Annotated in this window: 16 protein-coding genes; 6 read left to right on the top strand and 10 right to left on the bottom strand. The window is 31.5% G+C overall.

Features of this window, described 5'->3' with window-relative positions; translation table 11 throughout:
• Window positions 1–49: 49 nt before the first annotated feature.
• Window positions 50–1,108 (top strand): M12 family metallopeptidase, encoded by a 1,059-nt coding sequence (locus DG435_RS19585; RefSeq protein ID WP_108840655.1) that lies wholly within the window; start codon window positions 50–52, stop codon window positions 1,106–1,108.
• A gap of 83 nt (window positions 1,109–1,191) precedes the next feature.
• Here DG435_RS19585 and DG435_RS19580 read toward each other — a convergent pair whose 3' ends face one another.
• The 8 genes from DG435_RS19580 to DG435_RS26050 form a co-directional block, all read right to left on the bottom strand.
• Complete coding sequence (locus tag DG435_RS19580; RefSeq protein WP_106792290.1) at window positions 1,192–2,046, bottom strand: DUF6503 family protein; 855 nt, start codon at window positions 2,044–2,046, stop codon at window positions 1,192–1,194.
• 103 nt (window positions 2,047–2,149) lie between these two features.
• Window positions 2,150–3,799, bottom strand: a complete 1,650-nt coding sequence (locus DG435_RS19575) for a serine hydrolase (RefSeq protein ID WP_106792291.1) — start codon at window positions 3,797–3,799, stop codon at window positions 2,150–2,152.
• Window positions 3,800–3,927: 128 nt separating this feature from the next.
• A complete protein-coding gene (locus DG435_RS19570; protein ID WP_106792292.1) occupies window positions 3,928–4,533 on the bottom strand; it encodes a MarR family winged helix-turn-helix transcriptional regulator in 606 nt (201 codons plus the stop codon).
• A gap of 72 nt (window positions 4,534–4,605) precedes the next feature.
• Window positions 4,606–4,869 (bottom strand): DUF2024 family protein, encoded by a 264-nt coding sequence (locus DG435_RS19565; RefSeq protein WP_106792293.1) that lies wholly within the window; start codon window positions 4,867–4,869, stop codon window positions 4,606–4,608.
• 7 nt (window positions 4,870–4,876) lie between these two features.
• Entirely contained in the window at window positions 4,877–5,602 is a 726-nt protein-coding gene (locus DG435_RS19560) for a hypothetical protein (RefSeq protein WP_106792294.1), read from the bottom strand.
• A gap of 109 nt (window positions 5,603–5,711) precedes the next feature.
• A complete protein-coding gene (locus DG435_RS19555; RefSeq protein ID WP_024768850.1) occupies window positions 5,712–5,945 on the bottom strand; it encodes a thioredoxin in 234 nt (77 codons plus the stop codon).
• 154 nt (window positions 5,946–6,099) lie between these two features.
• On the bottom strand, window positions 6,100–8,418 hold the full coding sequence (locus DG435_RS19550; protein ID WP_106792295.1) for an outer membrane beta-barrel family protein: 2,319 nt from the start codon (window positions 8,416–8,418) through the stop codon (window positions 6,100–6,102).
• A gap of 83 nt (window positions 8,419–8,501) precedes the next feature.
• Entirely contained in the window at window positions 8,502–9,491 is a 990-nt protein-coding gene (locus DG435_RS26050; RefSeq protein WP_106792296.1) for a response regulator transcription factor, read from the bottom strand.
• 139 nt (window positions 9,492–9,630) lie between these two features.
• Between DG435_RS26050 and DG435_RS19540 the strand changes: the two genes are divergently transcribed.
• Window positions 9,631–10,095 (top strand): hypothetical protein, encoded by a 465-nt coding sequence (locus DG435_RS19540; RefSeq protein WP_106792297.1) that lies wholly within the window; start codon window positions 9,631–9,633, stop codon window positions 10,093–10,095.
• Window positions 10,096–10,184: 89 nt separating this feature from the next.
• Here the strand turns inward: DG435_RS19540 and htpG are convergent, their stop codons facing one another.
• Entirely contained in the window at window positions 10,185–12,071 is a 1,887-nt protein-coding gene (gene htpG / locus DG435_RS19535) for a molecular chaperone HtpG (protein ID WP_106792298.1), read from the bottom strand.
• Window positions 12,072–13,023: 952 nt separating this feature from the next.
• Between htpG and DG435_RS19530 the strand changes: the two genes are divergently transcribed.
• From DG435_RS19530 to DG435_RS19515, 4 genes are all read left to right on the top strand, one after another.
• Entirely contained in the window at window positions 13,024–15,078 is a 2,055-nt protein-coding gene (locus DG435_RS19530) for a sensor histidine kinase (RefSeq protein ID WP_108840654.1), read from the top strand.
• Window positions 15,071–15,703: a response regulator transcription factor gene (locus DG435_RS19525; protein WP_106792300.1), complete on the top strand. Its 633-nt coding sequence runs from the start codon at window positions 15,071–15,073 to the stop codon at window positions 15,701–15,703. The genes DG435_RS19530 and DG435_RS19525 overlap by 8 nt, the downstream gene beginning before the upstream one ends.
• A 127-nt stretch (window positions 15,704–15,830) precedes the next feature.
• A complete protein-coding gene (locus DG435_RS26110; protein WP_106792301.1) occupies window positions 15,831–16,112 on the top strand; it encodes a T9SS type A sorting domain-containing protein in 282 nt (93 codons plus the stop codon).
• 293 nt (window positions 16,113–16,405) lie between these two features.
• Window positions 16,406–17,413, top strand: a complete 1,008-nt coding sequence (locus DG435_RS19515; RefSeq protein ID WP_024768841.1) for a 3-oxoacyl-ACP synthase III family protein — start codon at window positions 16,406–16,408, stop codon at window positions 17,411–17,413.
• A gap of 273 nt (window positions 17,414–17,686) precedes the next feature.
• On the opposite strand, the gene DG435_RS19510 is transcribed toward DG435_RS19515, so the two are convergent.
• Complete coding sequence (locus DG435_RS19510; protein WP_108840652.1) at window positions 17,687–20,056, bottom strand: TonB-dependent receptor domain-containing protein; 2,370 nt, start codon at window positions 20,054–20,056, stop codon at window positions 17,687–17,689.
• Window positions 20,057–20,444 lie beyond the last annotated feature (388 nt).

The following is a 20,444-nucleotide window of genomic DNA, read 5'->3' as shown; positions in this document are numbered from 1 at the left end:
ACGAGAAAATCATAGTTAACCTTATAACACAAACTTAAAAATATTAATTATGAAAACAGTTTTTAAGAGCACCTTACTAGGTGCTTTAGCATTCGCTGCGTGCACAACTTTCACGTCATGCGAGAATGATCAGGACAATTCTCACGAACAATTAGAAAACCAGACAACAGTCGAAAAAAGACTCTTACAGGAACAAGCTTATCCTGGTCAAAAAGGAGAAGTCGTCACTATTCAACTCAATGGACAATCTGTTGAAGTCGAAAAAATTAATGGCGAATTTATTATGGGGGGCGATATGCATGTTATTCCTGATGATATGGTATCATCAAAAAATGGAAAAAGCACAGGGCGTACCGGAAGCAGGTGGCCAAATAATACAGTGTATTATGAAATACAAAGTAGTTTACCAAATCAAGCAAGGGTAACTAATGCGATTGCACATTGGGAAGCAAATACCAGTCTTAAATTTGTAAGAAGAACAAATCAGACTGCTTATATCTATTTTAGAACAGGTGGTGGTTGCTCATCTTCTGTAGGTCGCACAGGAAGAAGACAAAATATCAATCTGGCAAATGGATGCTCTACAGGGAATACAATTCATGAAATAGGTCATGCTGTTGGGTTATGGCATGAGCAAAGCAGAAAAGACAGAGATCAATATATCACAATCAATTTTCAGAATATACAAGCTAATAGGGACTTCAATTTTAAAACATATTCTCAACAAGGATATGATGGTGATGAGTATACTAATTCGTTAGATTTTAATTCGATCATGTTATACGGTTCTTATGCTTTTTCTGCAAATGGTCAACCTACTATTGTGAAAAAAAATGGATCTACATATAATGCACAAAGGAATGGACTTTCTAGCGGAGATATCGCTGGGATAAAAACGATGTACCCTGGCGGTGGCGGAAATGATATTTGTGATGGAGTAGCTCCTTGGTCTAGTTCGCAAAATTATCAGGTGGGAGATCGTGTAACATATAGAGGGTATTTGTATGAAAGAACTTCTAGTGGTTGGACTCGAATAGGACAATGTGGTAGCTCAAAATCATCAAGCACTCAAGATGTACCCCATCTTAACGATGTAGCAAAAAATTAGAACTTCATTTTTATAAAAGAGTAGTATGAAAAATAAATCCCTCAAGAACTTGTTCTTGAGGGATTTTTAGTATTCAAGCTATATTATAACTTTATCTCTTTAGCGTTATCCGGAGTCTCAAAAATAGAACCTTCGTCTTCTAGAAAAGTAATATCTGTAATAGTTGCTTCTCCTAGTTTATTGGTTATTCCTTTTTCTTCGGTCCAACCATAAAACTTCCACTTAGTAGCAAATGGAATTCCTTCTACAGTTTTAAAATCCTGATATTGGATAATATGCGGATCACCTTCTGCTTTGGTAATATCGCCTTTGCTTCCAAATGTAACAATATAGACCGTGGCTTGTAAAGTGTGGTCTTTGGGATCTGTATAAATAATATACCAATCATCGGGTGAATCACCAATATTTTTTTCAAAAGTAAGTTTAGCTGTTTGATATTCTACTTCGTTTAAAGCTCTCATATTTTCAAGCTCTAATTTACTGCCAGGGTCATTTAGCTTATATGGCATTCCGAAGAAATAAGTCCAGGTAAAGATATCGAAACGAGCTCCTTTATCGCTTGCATCTTCTGGACACAAAAAAACTTTTTCGCCAGTATAAATCAATTTACTCTCATCTTTTTTGTCGATTCTAATTTTTGTCGAATTGGTTAACATGGTAATTTTACCATCCAGGCGTAATTTACCGCCAAAGGAAATAGCAATGTTAAAACTTACTGCTTTATGCTTTAGGAAATCAGCCTTTTTATGTGCTTTCTCAATGTTTTTAATATGATGATCCATAATGGATACAGCACCATCCCCCATACCACCATCCGGTTCTACCGGAATCTTTTCAGTTTTATCATCTATAGCATCTGTAGCGTGGCTTTCTTCTTTTTTATTGTTACCACAGCTTGAAATGATAATAGCCATAATAAAAATCCATAGGTTTTTCATAAATAATAGTTTGTGTTACAAGTATTAAAATTACTAAAACCAATACTTCAACAAACAGTTTTTAGGAAAAATGTAACAGAAGATATGCTAATCTTATAAAAAACTAATCCATACGTTTGGCAGGAGTTTTTTTGCCTCCTTGTTCAAGGACAGCTCTAACAACCTTATTATTTTCTTTTATAAACTCCAGAGAAGCAGAGAACTCTTTTACAAAAAATACAGTTTCACTTTCTGGGTATATTTTAAAGCTTTTTTGACCCGTTGCTTGTGAAATTAGCTGTCCGTTTTCTAAAGATATTGTAAGATTAAATCCTTCTTTAATCTGGTAAATACCTACATATTGGCTAAGTATGTTTTCTGATACAGTAATTGCCTTTTTGTCTTCAGGGATAGGTGCATTTGTTTTAAAACCTTTAGATTCTTTAGCTCTATTTTTAAAAATAGCTTCGGGTTTTTTACTATCTGTTTTAAACAAGATTTCAGAAAAACTATCCTCAAAGAAAAATGTGTTTTCTGCTTTAGGAAAAATTTTAAATTTTTTACCAGCATCTCTTTGACTGTATAATTGACCATCTTTTAGGCTAATACTTCTTACGGCACCATCCTCAAATTCATATACACCAGTTAATTTTTTTAATGCTGAGGCAGAAACATCTGCTATTTTCTCTTTACCATATGGTTTGTCTATTGCTATTGCTGCAATACGAATTGTAATATCTGTAGGACTATTGCAGTTACAATTGGTTAATATTGCTGCATGCACATCTTCTTCTGGAATATAAATCTGATAAGATGTATATCCAAAGATTCCCCCACCATGTTCAATTGTGGGTATTCCTTTGATCTCATTCACACTCCATCCATATCCATAATAAGTAGGTTTTCCGTTTTTTAGAGTTGTATTCTGAAATGCTTTTTTAATTGTCTCAGCTTTGACCAAGACATTGGTGTTAACTGCATTTTGCCATTTATGTAGATCTTCTACTGTACTCATCAATGAACCAGCAGCATAAGGTAATGTCATGCTTAGGTAAGCAGAATTAACATACCCTTCTCGAGTTTGATATCCCGAAGCCCTGTTTTTGATAACTTCCCTTTTACTGCCGTAATATGAATTATTCATCGCTAAAGGTGTAAAAATATTTTGCTCTACAAAATCCTCATAAGATTGCCCCGAAATTTTTTCGATTATAAAACCCAGGATAATATATCCAGAGTTATTATATAACCATTTCTCACCAGGATCAAAATCCATAGGTTCGTTTTTAAAATAATTAATCAATTCGGTAGGAGTCATATCTTTTGCGGCTATCTCTGATAAATTCATAGAGGTATAGCTCTTAATCCCCGAAGTATGATTTAAGAGGTGATGTATTGTTATTTTTTTTCCATGTGTAGGATAGTCTGGGATGAATTTGGTAATTTCATCTTGGATGGTAAGCTTACCCTGTTCCATAAGCATTAGGATAGCAACAGAGGTAAACTGTTTTGTGATAGAACCTATTTCGAAAACGTTATTGGGCTTCATAGGAACCTGGAGTTCTATATTAGCAAGTCCAAAAGCTTTATGGTAAATGATTTTTCCCTGTTTGGCTACCAAAACAGTAGCTCCTGGTCCATCTGGTTTATATCTTTCTTGTAGAAGAGTATCAAATTTTTCTTCAATACTTTGTGAAAAAGAAGTTAGTGGTATAGCAATACATAATAATAGTAACAAAAATGTAATCCCTAGTCGATGTTTTGTAGATATCATAATACTTATTTTTAATTGATGTATTTGTATGACGTTTATATTCGACTTTGGTTACCAATGACCGAAAAATCTTTTAAAACATATTCATGATTAGGGGCGAAGTGTAATGCATCTATATGATAAATTTCTTACGGCCTCTCTTCAAAGTCAGCACAATCTAATCTAATATCCACATCTTCAAGCTCTGTTTGTATAAAATTACAATAATGATTGTTTTTGTTTTTTTTATAGAACTTACAAGCATAACAAGTTCTTTGTACAGATAATATTCCTGATCTGTTTAGCTGATAAATTAAGATGTTTATGGTCTTTAACAAAGATTCTTGTTCTTCTGTATTAAAACTTAAAAGTTGTTTTTTAATGGGGTCTGCAAAATTTTCAGCCTCAGAAACATTTTTTTGACCTTTTGGAGTTAAGCTTATATAATAACTTCTATTATCTGCCGAAGTCTTATTTTTGAAGATCATTTCTTTTTTTTCTAATGCTTTAACAGCATCACTAATCGTAGGTTTAGTTACATTAAATTCTTTTGCAAGATGACTAACTGTACATAAATCTTCTTTATGATATGCTATAAAAATTATAATCTGTATCTGTATGGGACTTAAACCTACAGTTTTTGCATGTTCCCATAACAAAGTTCTAAAGACCTCAGAAATACGCTCCAGGCCAATTACAATTTTGCTATTGATATCTTTATGTTGAAATGATATGTCAAAAATGCTCTTGCTCATATAAAATGCTTAAGAGAAAGTGTCACCTTCTCTTAAGCAAAGTTAGTAATCCTAATTATTTATTTGTCGTTTTTAGCAATTTTCCATTTCGATAATCGAATATCCTTTGGTTTCGATATCATTACTCATTTCTGGAGTCGCTTGTTCGATATGACAGAGTTTACATTCATTAGTGGTAATTTTCTCTGTTTTAAAGGGTTTAGTTTCCAGATAATTTTCTCCGAATTTAAACACAATATTCTGATCTGTTATAGAATCGGGGACGAGTATGTCAAAATGCATTATGACCCCATCATCTCGTTGTACGTAAGTATCCCAAACGGCTATTTTTGTCATTATAGTATTATTTTGATTGTACAGTATATGGAAGAGATAAATCTTTGCTTAAAACACTATATACCTTATAAACACCAAGCATAGGTTTATCTTTTGTTTCGGTATTTACCTGCATATAGGCAGAAACAGCATCGAACTTAAAATCGGTTTTATTGTTTATCCTATAATCTGGTATTACTACTTTAATACTGGTTTTATTGGTAGTGACCTGAAATCCTGGAGAATCCATATACATGGGCATTCCTGGATTAGTGGGAGGTAATTTTACAGATGTATCTGTTTTTTTGAATTGCTTTACAGATAATCCACCATCAACCCGATCATCTTTATGAAGAACTACCCAATGTGGATGCCATATAATTCCATCGTTATCATAGATAAAATCATTGTTCTCATCCCATAGTGGGGTATCATCAAAGTCGGGGTGAGATGTTAAAGCCAATGCTACAATACCCTGAGTATCATTAAATCCTACATCAGTTGGTTTTAGAGTAGTAGGGAAAACATAACCCAATACAGGAGCGCCATGCAATTGTCCTGCTGGAACCGGGGTTGTTTTTCCCGCGTTTCCTTTGACATTAATTTCCCAAATAGTACTATTAATATCGGTATTGTGTATAACAGAAGCTTTTACTATCTGTACATCATCATTATTATATTTTTTACATTCATCGCAGGCAGTTAGAGTGCTGCTAAGTGCCATGAATACTATAGTTATAATTGTATTTTTCATCTTTTTATAGTTGTATTGTTAGTTAAAATGAGCCAACAATTATCAATGATTGGCTCATTTTAGAGTTGATCTAAACAATTAGGATTCCTAACTATTTAGATTAAAAAAATTACCCTTTAACATCTGCCATAGAAGCCCCAAAGTTGATATGTAGCACATTTCCATTAGATGTTAGTAGCGCAGGAACAGATTGAACTCCTGCCGTTTCAGCATTCTTGATTTGAGAACGATCTTCTCCTAAATGAACAATCTCTACATTGTCTGATCCGATTAGATTAACAATATCATGTTCTGCACTAATGCATACTGGACATCCAGCATGATAAAAAATTGATTTACTCATTTGTATATATTTTAAGGTTATGCAAAATTGCAATGCAAATATAGTAAGGAATCCTAACTAAAAAAAAGATTTTCACTATTTTTATACAAAAAGAGTGCTTTATTCATCTATCTACACAAGATTGTACGATAACAAATAAGAAATTAGTGATTTATTACCGTATTCGATCCAGGTTATCATCTACATCTTTATTTTTGAAGGATAGCTTTTTGACTTTACCAAAAGCGTATTTGATAGAAAATGAAATTTCGTTTCCATCTACATAAAAAGTATCCTGAACATCAATATTATTAGAAGTATACTTGTCTTTATAGGTCATGTTCTTAAAAATGTCATTAAAATTTACAGCAATTTGTAAATTTTTAAAATATGTTTTTGAAAAGGAAGCACTCATAATAAAAAGCGCATTTCTTTTAAAAACACCTTGGTTTCGTTGAGTGAATCCCCAAAAATTTAATCCAAGAGTAGTTTTTGAGGCAAGTTTAAATTCATTATTTGAATAATAATAGAGATACGGCTTACTTTCTTTAATAACTGCTGTTGGATTTTTAATTTTATTGTGAATTACTGTTAGTGAATTTGTAGTATTCCAAAACCTATACGTGGCAGTATTAGTAAATCGGATTTGATATCCTGATTCTTTTTCAAAGTTTTGAGGAGAAGATATAACTCTGTTTTCAATACTATCATATGCTACGTTATAAAAAACAGGATCATTTTCCTCATAATAACTGATATTACATGTGTATTTTTTGTATTGAAGAGTAGTTGATATTTCTTCAATTGTAGTAGATTTTAAGTTAACATTTCTTGAAAATTCTACAAATGGATTGATAAATGTACTAATAGAACTGGCATTAAGATAATTAGGTCGATTTATGATTGTACCATAATTTAAAGCAATACTTTTGGTACTATCTATGGGGATATTTATCCTTATTTTAGGAAAAAGACGTGTTTGTTTTCTATCTACTAATAGTTCATTGGCATTTCTAAAACCACCTTTTATAATATTCGTTTCAGATCTTATACCAGTAGAATATTCTATTTTGTTTAGATTTCCTGATAGCTGTATATAAGATGCATAAATAGATTCTCGGTAATCGTATTTTGAAACCTTTTTGTCTACAGGATTTATGAATTCGAAATCTGAAAATGCAAGACCATTGGCATTTGAAAGGCTACCACCAATTTCTAATTTTATATGATCATTAAAGTTTTTGTCAATGTCAATTTTACTGGCAAAGACACTAATTTCGTATTTCTGATTTCTGTTTTGTGATAATTCAAACCCGGTTTCATTTATATTATTAAAAATATGACTTTTTAGGTGTCTGATATAATTTGAATACTGAAGCCCAAAAAACAAATTTGAGGTACGAGTGATTTTTTTATTGAAATTTATATTACTAGTTAAAAAGTTTCTTTTCTCATCATTTTGCCCTTCGGTAATAATATGATCTTCTATAGATTGATCTTGCAGAAGCGTATTTGTTTTGATTGGAAATTTGTCAGTTTGAGCTCTCAGATTTACTTGTCCCGAGATATAATCATTTTTGTCGAGTTGATAAAAGAAGCCACTCCCAGTGATAAATTGTGGCCTGGGACCGGTTGCTCTTACTTGATATTGAGATTTAATATCTTGATCTAAAACATTAAGCCTGGAGTCTACACCTTCCCATGGACCAAGTTGATTGTAATTAAAGTTACCTCGTAATTCTAATTTATTGTTTTTATAGTTGGAGTGTATCCCTAAATAATTATTAAATCGCTTTTTAAAAGAAATAATTTCTGATAATCGAACCTTGTAACCATCGACCGAATTATGTTTTCTAGTGATTAGGATAAGACTTCTTCCTTCGGCTTCATATTTTGCAGATGGATTATCGATAAGTTCTATATCTTTTATGTTTTCTACAGATAACGATTTAAGTTGATCTAAGTCAGTCTTTTGGTTGTCTATATAAATTAGAGGAGCCCCTCTTCCCACAACAGAAATAAATTCTCGATTAGGACTGATTTGAATTCCTGGAAGCTTAGATAATATATCTACAGTTGATGGTAATGACTCTAAAACAGAGTTTTCAATATTTATTTTCAAATTACCATTTCCCACTATGATATTGTTTTTAATAGTTTTAACGGTTACTTCGTCTAATATGACTGTGTTTTCTTTGAGTTCAATAGTAATGGTTTTGTTACTGTCTAGTAGAATTACTTCTGAATTTTTTGTATATCCTATGGCAACTATAGATAAAGTATATTCATTAGCTTTTAATCTGTCGAAAATGAATTTCCCATTTTTTATAAAAGTATATTTTACAAGATTTGAATTTTTGTCATAAAGAATGACGTCCCCAGCTTCTATCGGGGTATTATTTTGATCCAAAACGGTTCCGGATAATGAATATTCTGATTGCCCATATCCAATATAAGAGAGTAACAGAAATGAGAAATATATAATTCGCTTCATTGTTTTTTGAAACAAATAACTATTGAAATCGAGAAAAAGAGTAATTATACCAAGCTGAATAAGGTGCTAGTACCGGTATGATTTTATTTTTTGAGTAATAAATCTTGTCTGCTAGAGATGTTTAACTTACTGTAAATATTGGTGATATGTGTTTTTACAGTACTTAAGCTGATAAATAATTCATTTGCAATTTCTTTATTGCTTTTTCCTGATATGATGAGGTTTTTTACCGCTTTTTCTTGCTTACTTAAAGGGGTAGGAGCAAGGACTTTTATGGTTCTTCTAGATTTTAGAATAAACCCGATTAATAAAATAATAACCAAAGAAGCTGCACCATTAACCCATAAGCTTACTTTGTATTTATGATTAACGATTTCTTGAGTAATAAAGTTGAGTTTATTTTCAAGATAAGCATAGGTAGATGGATCAAGTTCACTGGATTTTAATTCTTTTAGAAAGCTCAAGTAATATTCTGGATTGGCTTTAGCATCTTTTTCTAATAGATTCTGGTCATCTAGTTTTTTAATACCAATAAGTTTCACCAAAAGTATCTGCAGAGAATCTTTTACATACCCTTTGGTCTCTATGAGGTATTGTTTAGGGTCAAAATCATCGGTTAGGTTTTCATATTTGGCTTCAAATTTTTTTAATTTTTGCCATTCTAAATCTGCAGTATTATTTGTGGTATACTCCCCAAACATTCTTTCCCCTTTAGTGAAGTGAACAGTGTCTTTTTTGGATAGTATAAATAGTTGAAAATTCTTTATTTTGTTTGAAAGTTTATTTTTTTCTTCGCCAGATATAGGGTTAAGTTGTACCTTATAAATATGATCTTTTGAAGTAAATAAATTTTTGTTAAAAGCAAAGAAACCATCCTCTGTTAAGAGAGTCGAAGCAATGGCTGTTGTATTGTAGGTATTCGTATTTTCTTCGAGTTGGATTTGACTTAAATAAACTTTTTGCTCCCATTTTTCCGGATCTTCAATATGTACATATCCCGAAACACCATCTTGACTACGTATGGTTGCATAAAAAAATAGTAAAATGATTAAAATGTAATTTTTAGTTCTCATTTTTTTGATGCTATAAACTTGAAACCGCTGCTATACTTTTATATATCACAAAGGTAATAAAATATAAACTGCTTAAAATCTCAAAAAAAAAATGAAGAATCGACGTTAAAGCTTATTGATGCACGCAACTTATAGTGAAATGATACATCTATTAGGTAGAAAATCAACTGATTATGTTATGGGTGTGAAAAGAATTATTTTGGTTATTACTATAATTGGATTTCAATTTTTACTATTTAATTGCTCACGGGATGACGACTCTTCAACTTCTGATGAAGTGCAAATTAGAACTACAGGCGCGGTTCAAATTAGAATAAAGAATGCAAGTCAATATAATTATTCGAATATTCTGGTAAATACTAATGGAGGAGAAAACAATTATGGAAATATTTCTGCTAGTAAGACCACGAAGTATGGAGGTTTTGATTTTGCATACAGATATGCATTTGTAGAGTTAAAAATCAATGGACAAATATTTACAATCCAACCTATTGATTATGTAGGAGAAACTAAATTGACTCCGGGGAAGTATACTTATGAAATAGGAGCTAACGACTCTGCCCAACGATATGGTAAGCTTACTATAAAATTGTTTAAGGATTAACTAAGTGTTATAAACAAAAATAAAAAACCGCTTCAATGTGTTTAACAATGAAGCGGTTCAATATCTATATCTACTAGCAGTTTTAACTACTACTTTATCATATCGTAACTACGTTTAATAAAATCTGTCAACTCTTCTCCTTTTAATAAGTTTTGAGAGAGTCTGGCCAGATCCAAAGATTGTTTTATTAAGCGTTCTTTTTTCTTATCTGTTTTGGTAGCAGCAATTTGCCCAATAAGTTCATGATTTGTATTAATAATCAAATTGTACATTTCTGGCATATTACCAAACATGTTCATTCCTCCTCCTCCAGTTTGTTGCATCTCTTTCATACGACGCATAAATTCTGGTTGAGTAATCATGAATGGAGAGGCATTGCTATCCATAGCTTCTAGTTGTACTGTATATGTTTCTTTTGGAACTACTTTTTCAAGATCAGTTTTAAGAGCTTCTTTCTCTTCATCTGATAGCTTAGAGATAGTTTCTTCATCTTTTTTGATAAGATTGTCAATGTGGTCTCCATCTACACGTGCAAAAGAAATATTTTCTTTGCTAGTCTCCATTTTTTGGATCAAATGAGAAACAATAGGAGAGTCTAAAAGGAGTACTTCGTATCCTTTATCTTTGGCAGCAGATATGTATGAGTGTTGTTCATCTTTATTAGAAGCATAAAGAAGAACAAGCTTACCATCTTTGTCAGTTTGAGAATCTTTAATTTTTTCTTGTAATTCTTCAAACGTAAAGAAAGAACCATCCACTGTTGGGTATAATGCAAATTTGTCAGCTTTTTCGAAGAATTTGTCTTCTGAAAGCATTCCGTATTCGATCACAATTTTAATATCATTCCATTTTTGCTCAAAATCTTCTCTATTGTTTTTAAACATAGAGCTTAGTTTATCAGCTACTTTACGAGTAATGTAACTTGATATTTTCTTTACATTACCATCGGCTTGTAAATAAGATCGAGATACATTAAGAGGGATATCTGGAGAATCAATCACACCACGAAGCATGGTAAGGAATTCTGGAACAATACCTTCTACATTATCAGTAACAAATACTTGATTTTGATATAATTGGATTCTATCTTTTTGCATATTCATATCCTGACCCAGTTTTGGAAAATACAGAATTCCGGTTAGGTTAAAAGGATAATCTACATTAAGGTGGATATTAAAAAGAGGCTCTTCAAATTGCATAGGGTACAATTCGCGATAGAAACCTTTATAATCCTCATCTTTTAGATCAGCAGGTTGTTTTGTCCAAGCAGGATTAGGATTATTGATAATGTTATCAACTTCCTGAGTTGGTGCAGGATCTTCTTCTTTGGCATCCTCTGGTTTTGGTAACGTTTCCGTTTTAGTACCAAATTTTATAGATACTGGCATGAATTTATTGTACTTCACCAATAACTCACTTATTCTACCATCTTCAAGAAACTCGGTATCATCTTCTCCAATATGCAGGATGATTTCTGTTCCTCTTTCCGTTTTATCATGTTCCTCTATACTATAGGTTGGAGATCCATCACAAATCCAATGTGCTGCGGGCTCATCTTTATAGGATTTTGTAATGATTTCTACTTTGTCTGCCACCATAAAGGCCGAATAGAACCCAAGACCAAAGTGTCCTATTATTCCAGAATCTTTAGCACTATCCTTATATTTTTCTAGAAATTCTTCAGCACCAGAAAAAGCTACTTGATTAATATACTTCTCAACCTCCTCTGCAGTCATACCAATTCCCTGATCGATAATATGTAGCTGTTTTTTGTCTTTATCGACTTTAATCTCGATAAGAGGATTACCATATTCTACTTTAACTTCACCAATACTTGTTAAATGTTTTAGCTTTAAAGTTGCATCTGTTGCATTCGAAATAAGTTCTCGTAAAAAAATCTCATGATCAGAATACAAGAATTTTTTAATTAATGGAAAAATGTTCTCTACAGATACATTAATACTTCCTGTTGCCATTTTATATTGTTTTTAGTTTAATTGTCATCTTATGGTATGGTGTATTCAAAAAAAATACCAATAATATGTATCTGCCAAACTGGCATTGAAGTAAGTTTTTTTTATATCTATTGTAATGATTTGTTGACACAATGGACTAAGAATATAAATAGGTTTTTTGAAGCATATAATTTGTTTACAACTCAATATATAAATGCTATGAGTATTGGTCGGATATGCATAGCCAATTTAGAAGGGAGAAACTTTGCTATGAGAATAAATACCCTTGAGTTATAAACAACATAAATTCTGATTTGGCGATGGTTTTTACTATCGCCATCAGGATGATTAGTTTTAAAAAAGACTAAAAAATAAAAATACTTAAAAATATATCAATCATATATTTTTTGAAAATACGATCTGTTACTTGATCTAAAAGTAGAGATTTTGAAGAGTACTATAGTCAGTCACCCGACTGGCTTGGTTTGTTTATTTATTGGTTAGGTTGTTAGAAAGATGCGCTGTGGTTGGCGCATCTTTCTCGTTTTAGATTCTGATCGTTTTAAGTGCAAAGCCATAAATAATGATGAAATTAAGTGTATAGTAGAGCAGAATCTACTTATATCAGGTATGATGTTTCCTGATATGTAAAGTATGATAAAACAGTTGATCGAATTAATATTGTTTTATGGCCGCACTTGATTAAGGTTTTGTAGGGGTTTTCTGGTGTGGTAAATGTGGTAAGTCAAGGAGTTGAGGTCATTTTTTTATAATACAATAGGAATTTTGATGTGTATCTATGTTGTTGATTTACAGGTGTTAATGTAGTGTTTTGAAAGGGGTTTAGTATGTGGCTATCTATTAATTTTTTATATTTCTCAATAAGAAAGAGGTTTAGATACAAAAAAATTGAGGGCTATCATGCAATTTGAAAATACAATTATATGTATCTTCACAATTAGAACCCCCTAGAATGTTAAGAAGCAAAATATACATATTTATTATTGTTGCTGCATTTCATTTTTATGCTTTTTCGCAGCAAAAAGAGACTGTTTTAGAATTAATCGATAAAGTAGAAAATGTAACAAATAAAGAAGAAAAGCTTTATTTATTAGATTCGCTATCGAATGTATTAAACGAGAGGAGGAATTCAGATTTTGAGTTTTATAAACAAAACTATCCGAAATACACACTTCAATACATCGATTTGGCTAAACAACTGGATAGCTTTGATCTGGCAGCTTTTAAGACTTCGCGACTTACATTTCACTATCTTCAAGTAGTTGGTAAACCTGATTCTGCATTGGTTATTGTAAATAATAGTATTAAAGATAGCTTCAAAATTAAAAATAAAATTAACCTGGGACATCTCTATATTAAAAGGGCGGGAGCGAATTATCAAATTGATAACTTAGAAAAAGCAATTGTAGATTATACTAATGCAGAGAAAATATATCATCAGACCAAAGATTCTATTTTTGAGGCAGATGCAACTTATTTTAATGGACAGGCATATGAGCGATTGGGTAAACTTTCTAAGGCAATTTTAAAATATCAGGCAGCTAATCGATTATATACCAAAATGAAAGATACTGCTTATATAGCATATAGTGGGTTGGCAGTATCCGGAATTTTTAGCCAACTTTATCTTTTGGAGAAATCTTTTGAAGAAAGGCAGAAAATTAGAGCATTATTAAATAGTCAAAAGAATAAGGATTTTCAAGCTTTATCTGAGTTAAGTGTAAATGATGCTCGTGATTTTGTAAAGAAAAAAGAATATAAAAAAGAAGGAGAAGCTTATCTAACTGCCCTTGCATTGATGAGAAAAGAGAAAGGTCGCCATGGCAATATGTTTAGGTTAAGGGCATATGTTTCAGAATTTTACTCTAAACAAGGCAAGCCAGATATTGCCAAAAAGTATTTAGACACCCTCGAACTTTCTCCTGATTTAATAAATAGCCCTTATGATAGAATATTTTATTTAAAAGCATTAGGTAGATATAAAGTTGCAAAGGGTAAGTATAAAGAAGCGATTCCTGTTTTTGAAGAAGAGATTGAAATTTTTAAGAATTCGAATGATATTCAGGGACAGGTACATTTGGAAAAAGAACTCTATGAAGCAAATAAAAATCTAAATAAACTACCACAAGCTCTAATCCATTTAGATAGGTATCAATTATTGAAGGATTCTATCTATAATTTAACCAGATCTAATAGTGTTATTTATTATCAAACGCTCTATGAGGCCGAAAAAAGAGATAGTAAAATTGCAATTCAGAAAGCTAATATCGAGATGCTTGAAGCAAAGGATAAAGCAAAGAAAAACCTATTGATATTTGGCGGTATAGGTCTAAGTCTTTTGTTTTTATTGATCTATTTATATAGAAATAGAATATTTCTGATTCGAAATAAAAAACTACAACAATCATTTTTACAAGAACTTTTGCAAACCCAGGAGCGAGTTGGGAAACGTATTTCTAAAGACCTTCATGATAGTGTTGGCCAAAGTTTGTTACTCATTAAGAACAGAATTTTACAGAATAAAGATACCAAGACTGCTACTGTGGTAGATGGTGTAATTGACGAAGTACGTGCAATATCAAGAAGTCTACATCCATTTAAGTTAGAAGAACTAGGTCTTACGGTAACTATACAAAGTAGTGTAGAGATGATCGATGAAAATTATGATATTTTTATTTCGGCAGAAATAGATAATATTGACCAAGTGTTTGATCAAGAAAAAGAAGTTAATATCTATAGATTGGTGCAAGAAAGCTTTAATAATATTATTAAGCATTCTAAAGCAAGATCTGCAGAAATTAAAGTGATTAATAAAGAAAATGATGTTGAAATAATTATTAAAGATAATGGTACGGGGTTTGATGTTTCTAAAGAAAAAATATCGATTTCTAAAATAGGTCTTAAAACATTAAATGAGCGTTCAAAATTTTTGAAAGCTACTTTCAATATACTGTCTGAAATTGATCGGGGGACTACGCTTATATTTAATATTCCGAAACATGCTTAAACCTAATATACTTATTGCAGATGATCACCCTTTATTATTAAGAGGGTTAGAGGAATTTTTGAAAGAACGAAAATATAACATCATAAATACTCATTCTGATGGGCTTTCTGCATATAACGCAATCATTAAAGATAAACCGGATATTGCTATTTTGGATATCGAAATGCCTAATCTAACCGGTGTAGATATTGCCAAAAATTGTAAGCGACACCATATCGATACCAAAATCATTTTGATTACTCTTCATAAAGAAAAGAAATTTTTTGAAGATGCCGTAAAATATAATATTCATGGCTACCTATTAAAAGAATTTGCTTTAACAGAGATCGAAGCTTGTATAGCAAGCGTTAGTAGAGGAGAACCATATTTTAGTGAAAAAATATACAAACGTTTCACAAATGTTTCAGAGCGTAATCCGGACATAGAAAAACTGACTCCTTCCGAAGTTAAAATCCTAAAACGTATTGCAGAAGAGATGACAAGCACAGAAATTGCAGATCTTCTGAGTATTTCTGTGAGAACAGTCGAAAAACATAGAGCAAATATAATCCGAAAACTTACTCTTGAGCAAAAGCCAAATGCTTTGCTTATCTGGTCCCAGAAAAATAAACAACTACTACTCTAACTTTAATGTACTTACTATTGTTGCCTAATTACGTGGGGCTACGTATGTTTTGAGGAGATGAATATCTATATATTTGTCTATATAATAGTTGAATAGAAATCTTTTTGATTTTGACAATAGAAAAGAAATGAAGTCGATGCAGGATATTATTACTGAAATAAATAGTTCTAGGGGTAGTTCATTTTCAGTTTATCCAAATCCCTTAAAAGGGGAGGTTTATATTGATTGTAAAACTGAAATACCTAATGCTAGTTGTGAAGTTTTCGACCTAAAAGGGCATTTAATTGCAGGGAACAAAAGTTTGTCGATTAAAAATACAATTTCATTTACCTCCTTTCCATCAGGAATGTATACCATTAAGGTATGTGATGGTAATAGGGTAGTGATAAAGAAATTTCTAAAACTCTAGTTTTAGGAAGATTGGGGAATGGGGACTACTAATTTTAATTAGTAGTCTCTTTTTTATACACGTTTTTAGCGCGTTTTTCTATTCCCGATTCGAGATATTAAGTTGAAAATATGGAGAGTCTGTATTTTAAATTAGTTTAGAAGTTTGAAATACAGTTGTTCAAGATTTTTTTATTATGCACGCATATAATATAATTAGGGTTTCTTTTATCAAAATGTTAAGAATACATATATTGTGTGATAACTTTTAGTTAAGTATAAAATAACTCACAACACACACAATAAATTAACAACATGTATACTTCAAAAATATCAGGTTTAGGGTCTTATGTCCCCGAAAATGTCGTAACCAATGATGATCTATCTAAGGTGATGGATACAAATGATGAATGGATTCAGGAACGTACCGGTATAAAAGAAAGACGTCATATCAAAAAAGGAGATGGTAATAGTACCTCTATTATGGGGGTTAAAGCTGCTAAAATTGCTTTAGAAAGAGCTAAACTTACTACAGATGATATAGAACTTATCATTTTTGCGACTCTTAGTCCTGATATGTATTTTCCCGGAGGTGGAGTTAGAGTTCAGGAAATGATGAACATGAGAACTATTCCGGCATTGGATGTTCGTAATCAATGTAGCGGGTTTGTATATGCTATATCTGTAGCAGATCAGTTCATCAAGACAGGTATGTATAAAAACGTATTGGTAATTGGGAGTGAAAACCATAGTGGTGGTTTGGATATGACAACTCGAGGGAGAGGAGTTTCGGTAATTTTTGGTGATGGAGCAGGAGCTGCAGTATTAACGAGAAGTGAAGAAGAGGGGAGAGGGATTTTGTCTACACATTTGCATAGTGAAGGAGCCCATGCCAAAGAACTATCTCTAGAAGGTCCTAGTACAGAACATTGGGTGCCAGAAATTATTTCAGAGAATCCTCAAGAAAATATTCCTTACTATCCATATATGAATGGTCAATTTGTGTTTAAAAATGCAGTTGTACGTTTTTCTGAAGTAATTAATGAAGGATTACAGGCCAATAATTTATCAGCCACAGATATAAATATGTTAATACCACATCAGGCAAATCTGAGAATTTCTCAATTTGTGCAACGACAATTTAAATTATCTGATGATCAAGTTTATAATAATATTCAGAAATATGGTAATACTACAGCTGCATCTATTCCTATAGCATTGACAGAAGCTTGGGAGCAAGGTAAAATTAAAGAAGGAGATTTAGTAGTCTTAGCGGCCTTTGGTAGTGGGTTTACCTGGGGTAGTGCTATTATTAGATGGTAACCTGGTAAAGTAAAAAAAATGAAAAACGCGAAGCAATTAAGCTTCGCGTTTTCTTATCTAATAACTCGGTTATTAATTTTTTAAAGGCTAATTCAAATAAATCATAACCATGACTATACTATATTAAACGTTGTAAAATGTAAAGTGTTACAGAATTTGTTATTTTTTTGCATTTATTTAACTTTAATAAGGTTTTTAAGAAAACTGTATTAAATTTAACAAATATCTGAGTTATTAGTTATAATATTAACATTTTTTTTGAGAAAAACCCGATTATAATATTCCTCCGCCAGATTTTTCATTATTATCTCTTCGTTTTCTTGAAGCTTTTCTGTTTTTTCCACTTCCGAATCGGTAGGACAGGCCTAGGAAAACGGTTTGTGTTTCACCTTGAAACTCTCCGTTTTGCGGATATGGGTTGTTTGCAGAAAATCTGAAACGCATTGTGTTAAAAATATCGTTAAAGTTGATACTAAAGGTACCTTTACCTTTTAAGAAATTATAACGAGCTCCTGTATTTACAAAATAGAATGGTTTGGTTTTAAATAATATACCTTCCTGTTCTCCTCTATAAAATCCAAATACCTGAAAAGTCAAGTTTTTTGTCGCTTTGAAACTATTATTGAGTCTAAAATTGTAAACTACAGCATCTACTTCTCTATTGATATTATCGACCACACCTTTTTGCGTTTGCGAATACAGATCAAAACTAGCGTTAAAACTCCACCATTTTGTAGCTCTATAGTTACTAGATATCTCAACTCCATAAGAAGAATTATTATCAAAATTTTTGAATGTTAATATCTGACCTTCCTCAACATCTGGATTTTCTATAAGTGCCTGACTTATTTCATCATTGATAATTCGGTAAAATACTCCTCCGGTTATTGATCCCTTTCCTAATTTTCGTGTGTAATTAGCTTCTATAGAATTAGTAAACTGAGGATTCAACTCTGGATTTCCAATAGAGACTATTCTTGGTGTACTCCATTCACGTATAGGATTTACCTGATTTAATCCAGGTCGATCAATTCGTCGACTATAACTTAATTGATAGCTGTTTTTCTCTCCTGGAGTATAACTAATAAAACCAGAAGGGTATACAGTAAAGATATCATCTTCAAATATTTTTTCTCCATCAAAAACAGCTTCAACTTCATAGTTTTCAAGACGTGCACCTAGCTGATATGACCACTTTTCAAAAGTTTGACCATATGTACCATAAAAAGAATGTATGTTTCGGTCATAATTATATTTTGAATTTTCAAAAAGTGTAGAACGATAGTCATTGTCTGTTCTCCTTAAACGAGTTTCATATCCTAATTCTAATTTAGTCTTTTCTGATAATGGGTTTACATAATCAAGGTTTATTGTGGTGTTTTTTCGCTCATTATTAATAAGGTCATTATAATTTGTGAACGATCCGTCTCCTCCTACAAAATTAAAACGATCATCACTATCACTTTCAAAAACATTATAATCAACTTCTAATTCAATATTATGTCCTTCTTTTTTAAAATCATGTTTATAATCGAAGTTATATGTAGAACCTTGATTATCACTATCACTTAATAGTTTTTGGGATAAATTATTCTGATCATTATTGAAAAAAGTAATATCCGTAGTTCCATCTGTAAGTCCGTCAAACAAGTTTTGATTAGTATATACAGAGATAGTATTGTGGTCATCAATAAAATAATCTAAGCCTATTTTGAATAGGTGAGACTTATTATTATCTAAGAATTTAAAATCTGTTTGATAATTTTGATCTTGTCTAAAAACACCTCCCGCATTTTGTCGTTTGGTAATATTATTACCATAATTACCATAAAAGTTAACTTTTCCTGTTCTGTAATTTAAATCTATAGAGCTATTGAAACGGGCATTTTTATCAAAATTAAGCCCTAGGTTAAAATTACCATTAAAACCTATATTACTATTCTTATGTAATACGATATTAATGATACCACTCATTCCTTCAGGATTATATTTAGCAGAAGGATTAGTAATCAATTCTATTTTCTTAATAGAAGTAGAAGGGATTTGTTTCAATAATTGTGTAGCATCAATATTAGTAGGTTTACCGTCTATGAGGATACGCACATTTTGATTTCCACGTAACGCAATATTACCATCCTGATCTACATTAACAGAAGGGATATTATTCATGATTTCTGCTGCAGTACCTCCGGTTGTAGTAAGATCTTTTCCTACATTTATAACTTTACGGTCAATTTTTTGTTCTATTGTAGTTCGTTCGGCAACTATAGTTACATCGTCTAGAGATTCGGCCTCTTCTTCTAATGATACAGTACCAACATTGATGTCCTTATTTTTTCTAGAAATCTCGATAGGTTGAGAATACGTTTTGTATCCTATAAATTGCACTTTTAACGTATAATTTCCTTTCGGGATATCAGAAATTAAGAAGTTACCATCATCGGTACTGATACCTCCACTTATAATTTTATCTGTTCCATCATGAATTGCTACAGTAGCATAGGGTATGGGTTGCTGTAAGTTTTTGTCTATTACTTTTCCTTGTATAGTACCTACTACAGCTTCATTACTTGGTTGTGCTGTTAGAAATAGACACCAAAATGACAGAAAAAATAAAATAACTCTTTGATTGATTGTTTTCATCTGAACGTTTATTTGATTGATAATTGTTATGCATTGTACTTTGTATTACATAATACAAATACGTGATTGTTTACAAAATTGACACTGTGATTAATCGTGTTATAAGTGTAAGACGACGGTAAAACCATTCTGTTACACCTTATTTTGACTTTAACAAAATATTAAATAATTAAAAACCGCCTCTAATAATAGAGGCGGTTTTTTTTAATAAACAAAAAATAAAACTAACCATCAACTATGAAAAAAAATTTATTAATAAAAAATAAATAAAAAAATTTTTTTTTTTTTTGTTTAATTTTTTTTTTAAAAAAACCATTATGAATTTTTAAAATAATTTTTTTTTTTTTTTTTTTTGATGGGGGGTTGTTTTTTTTTTTTTTTTTTAAAA

Origin of the sequence: Aquimarina sp. Aq78, assembly GCF_900299525.1 — a bacterium.
Taxonomy (GTDB): Bacteria; Bacteroidota; Bacteroidia; order Flavobacteriales; family Flavobacteriaceae; genus Aquimarina.
This window is presented reverse-complemented; position numbering and strand designations above follow the sequence as displayed.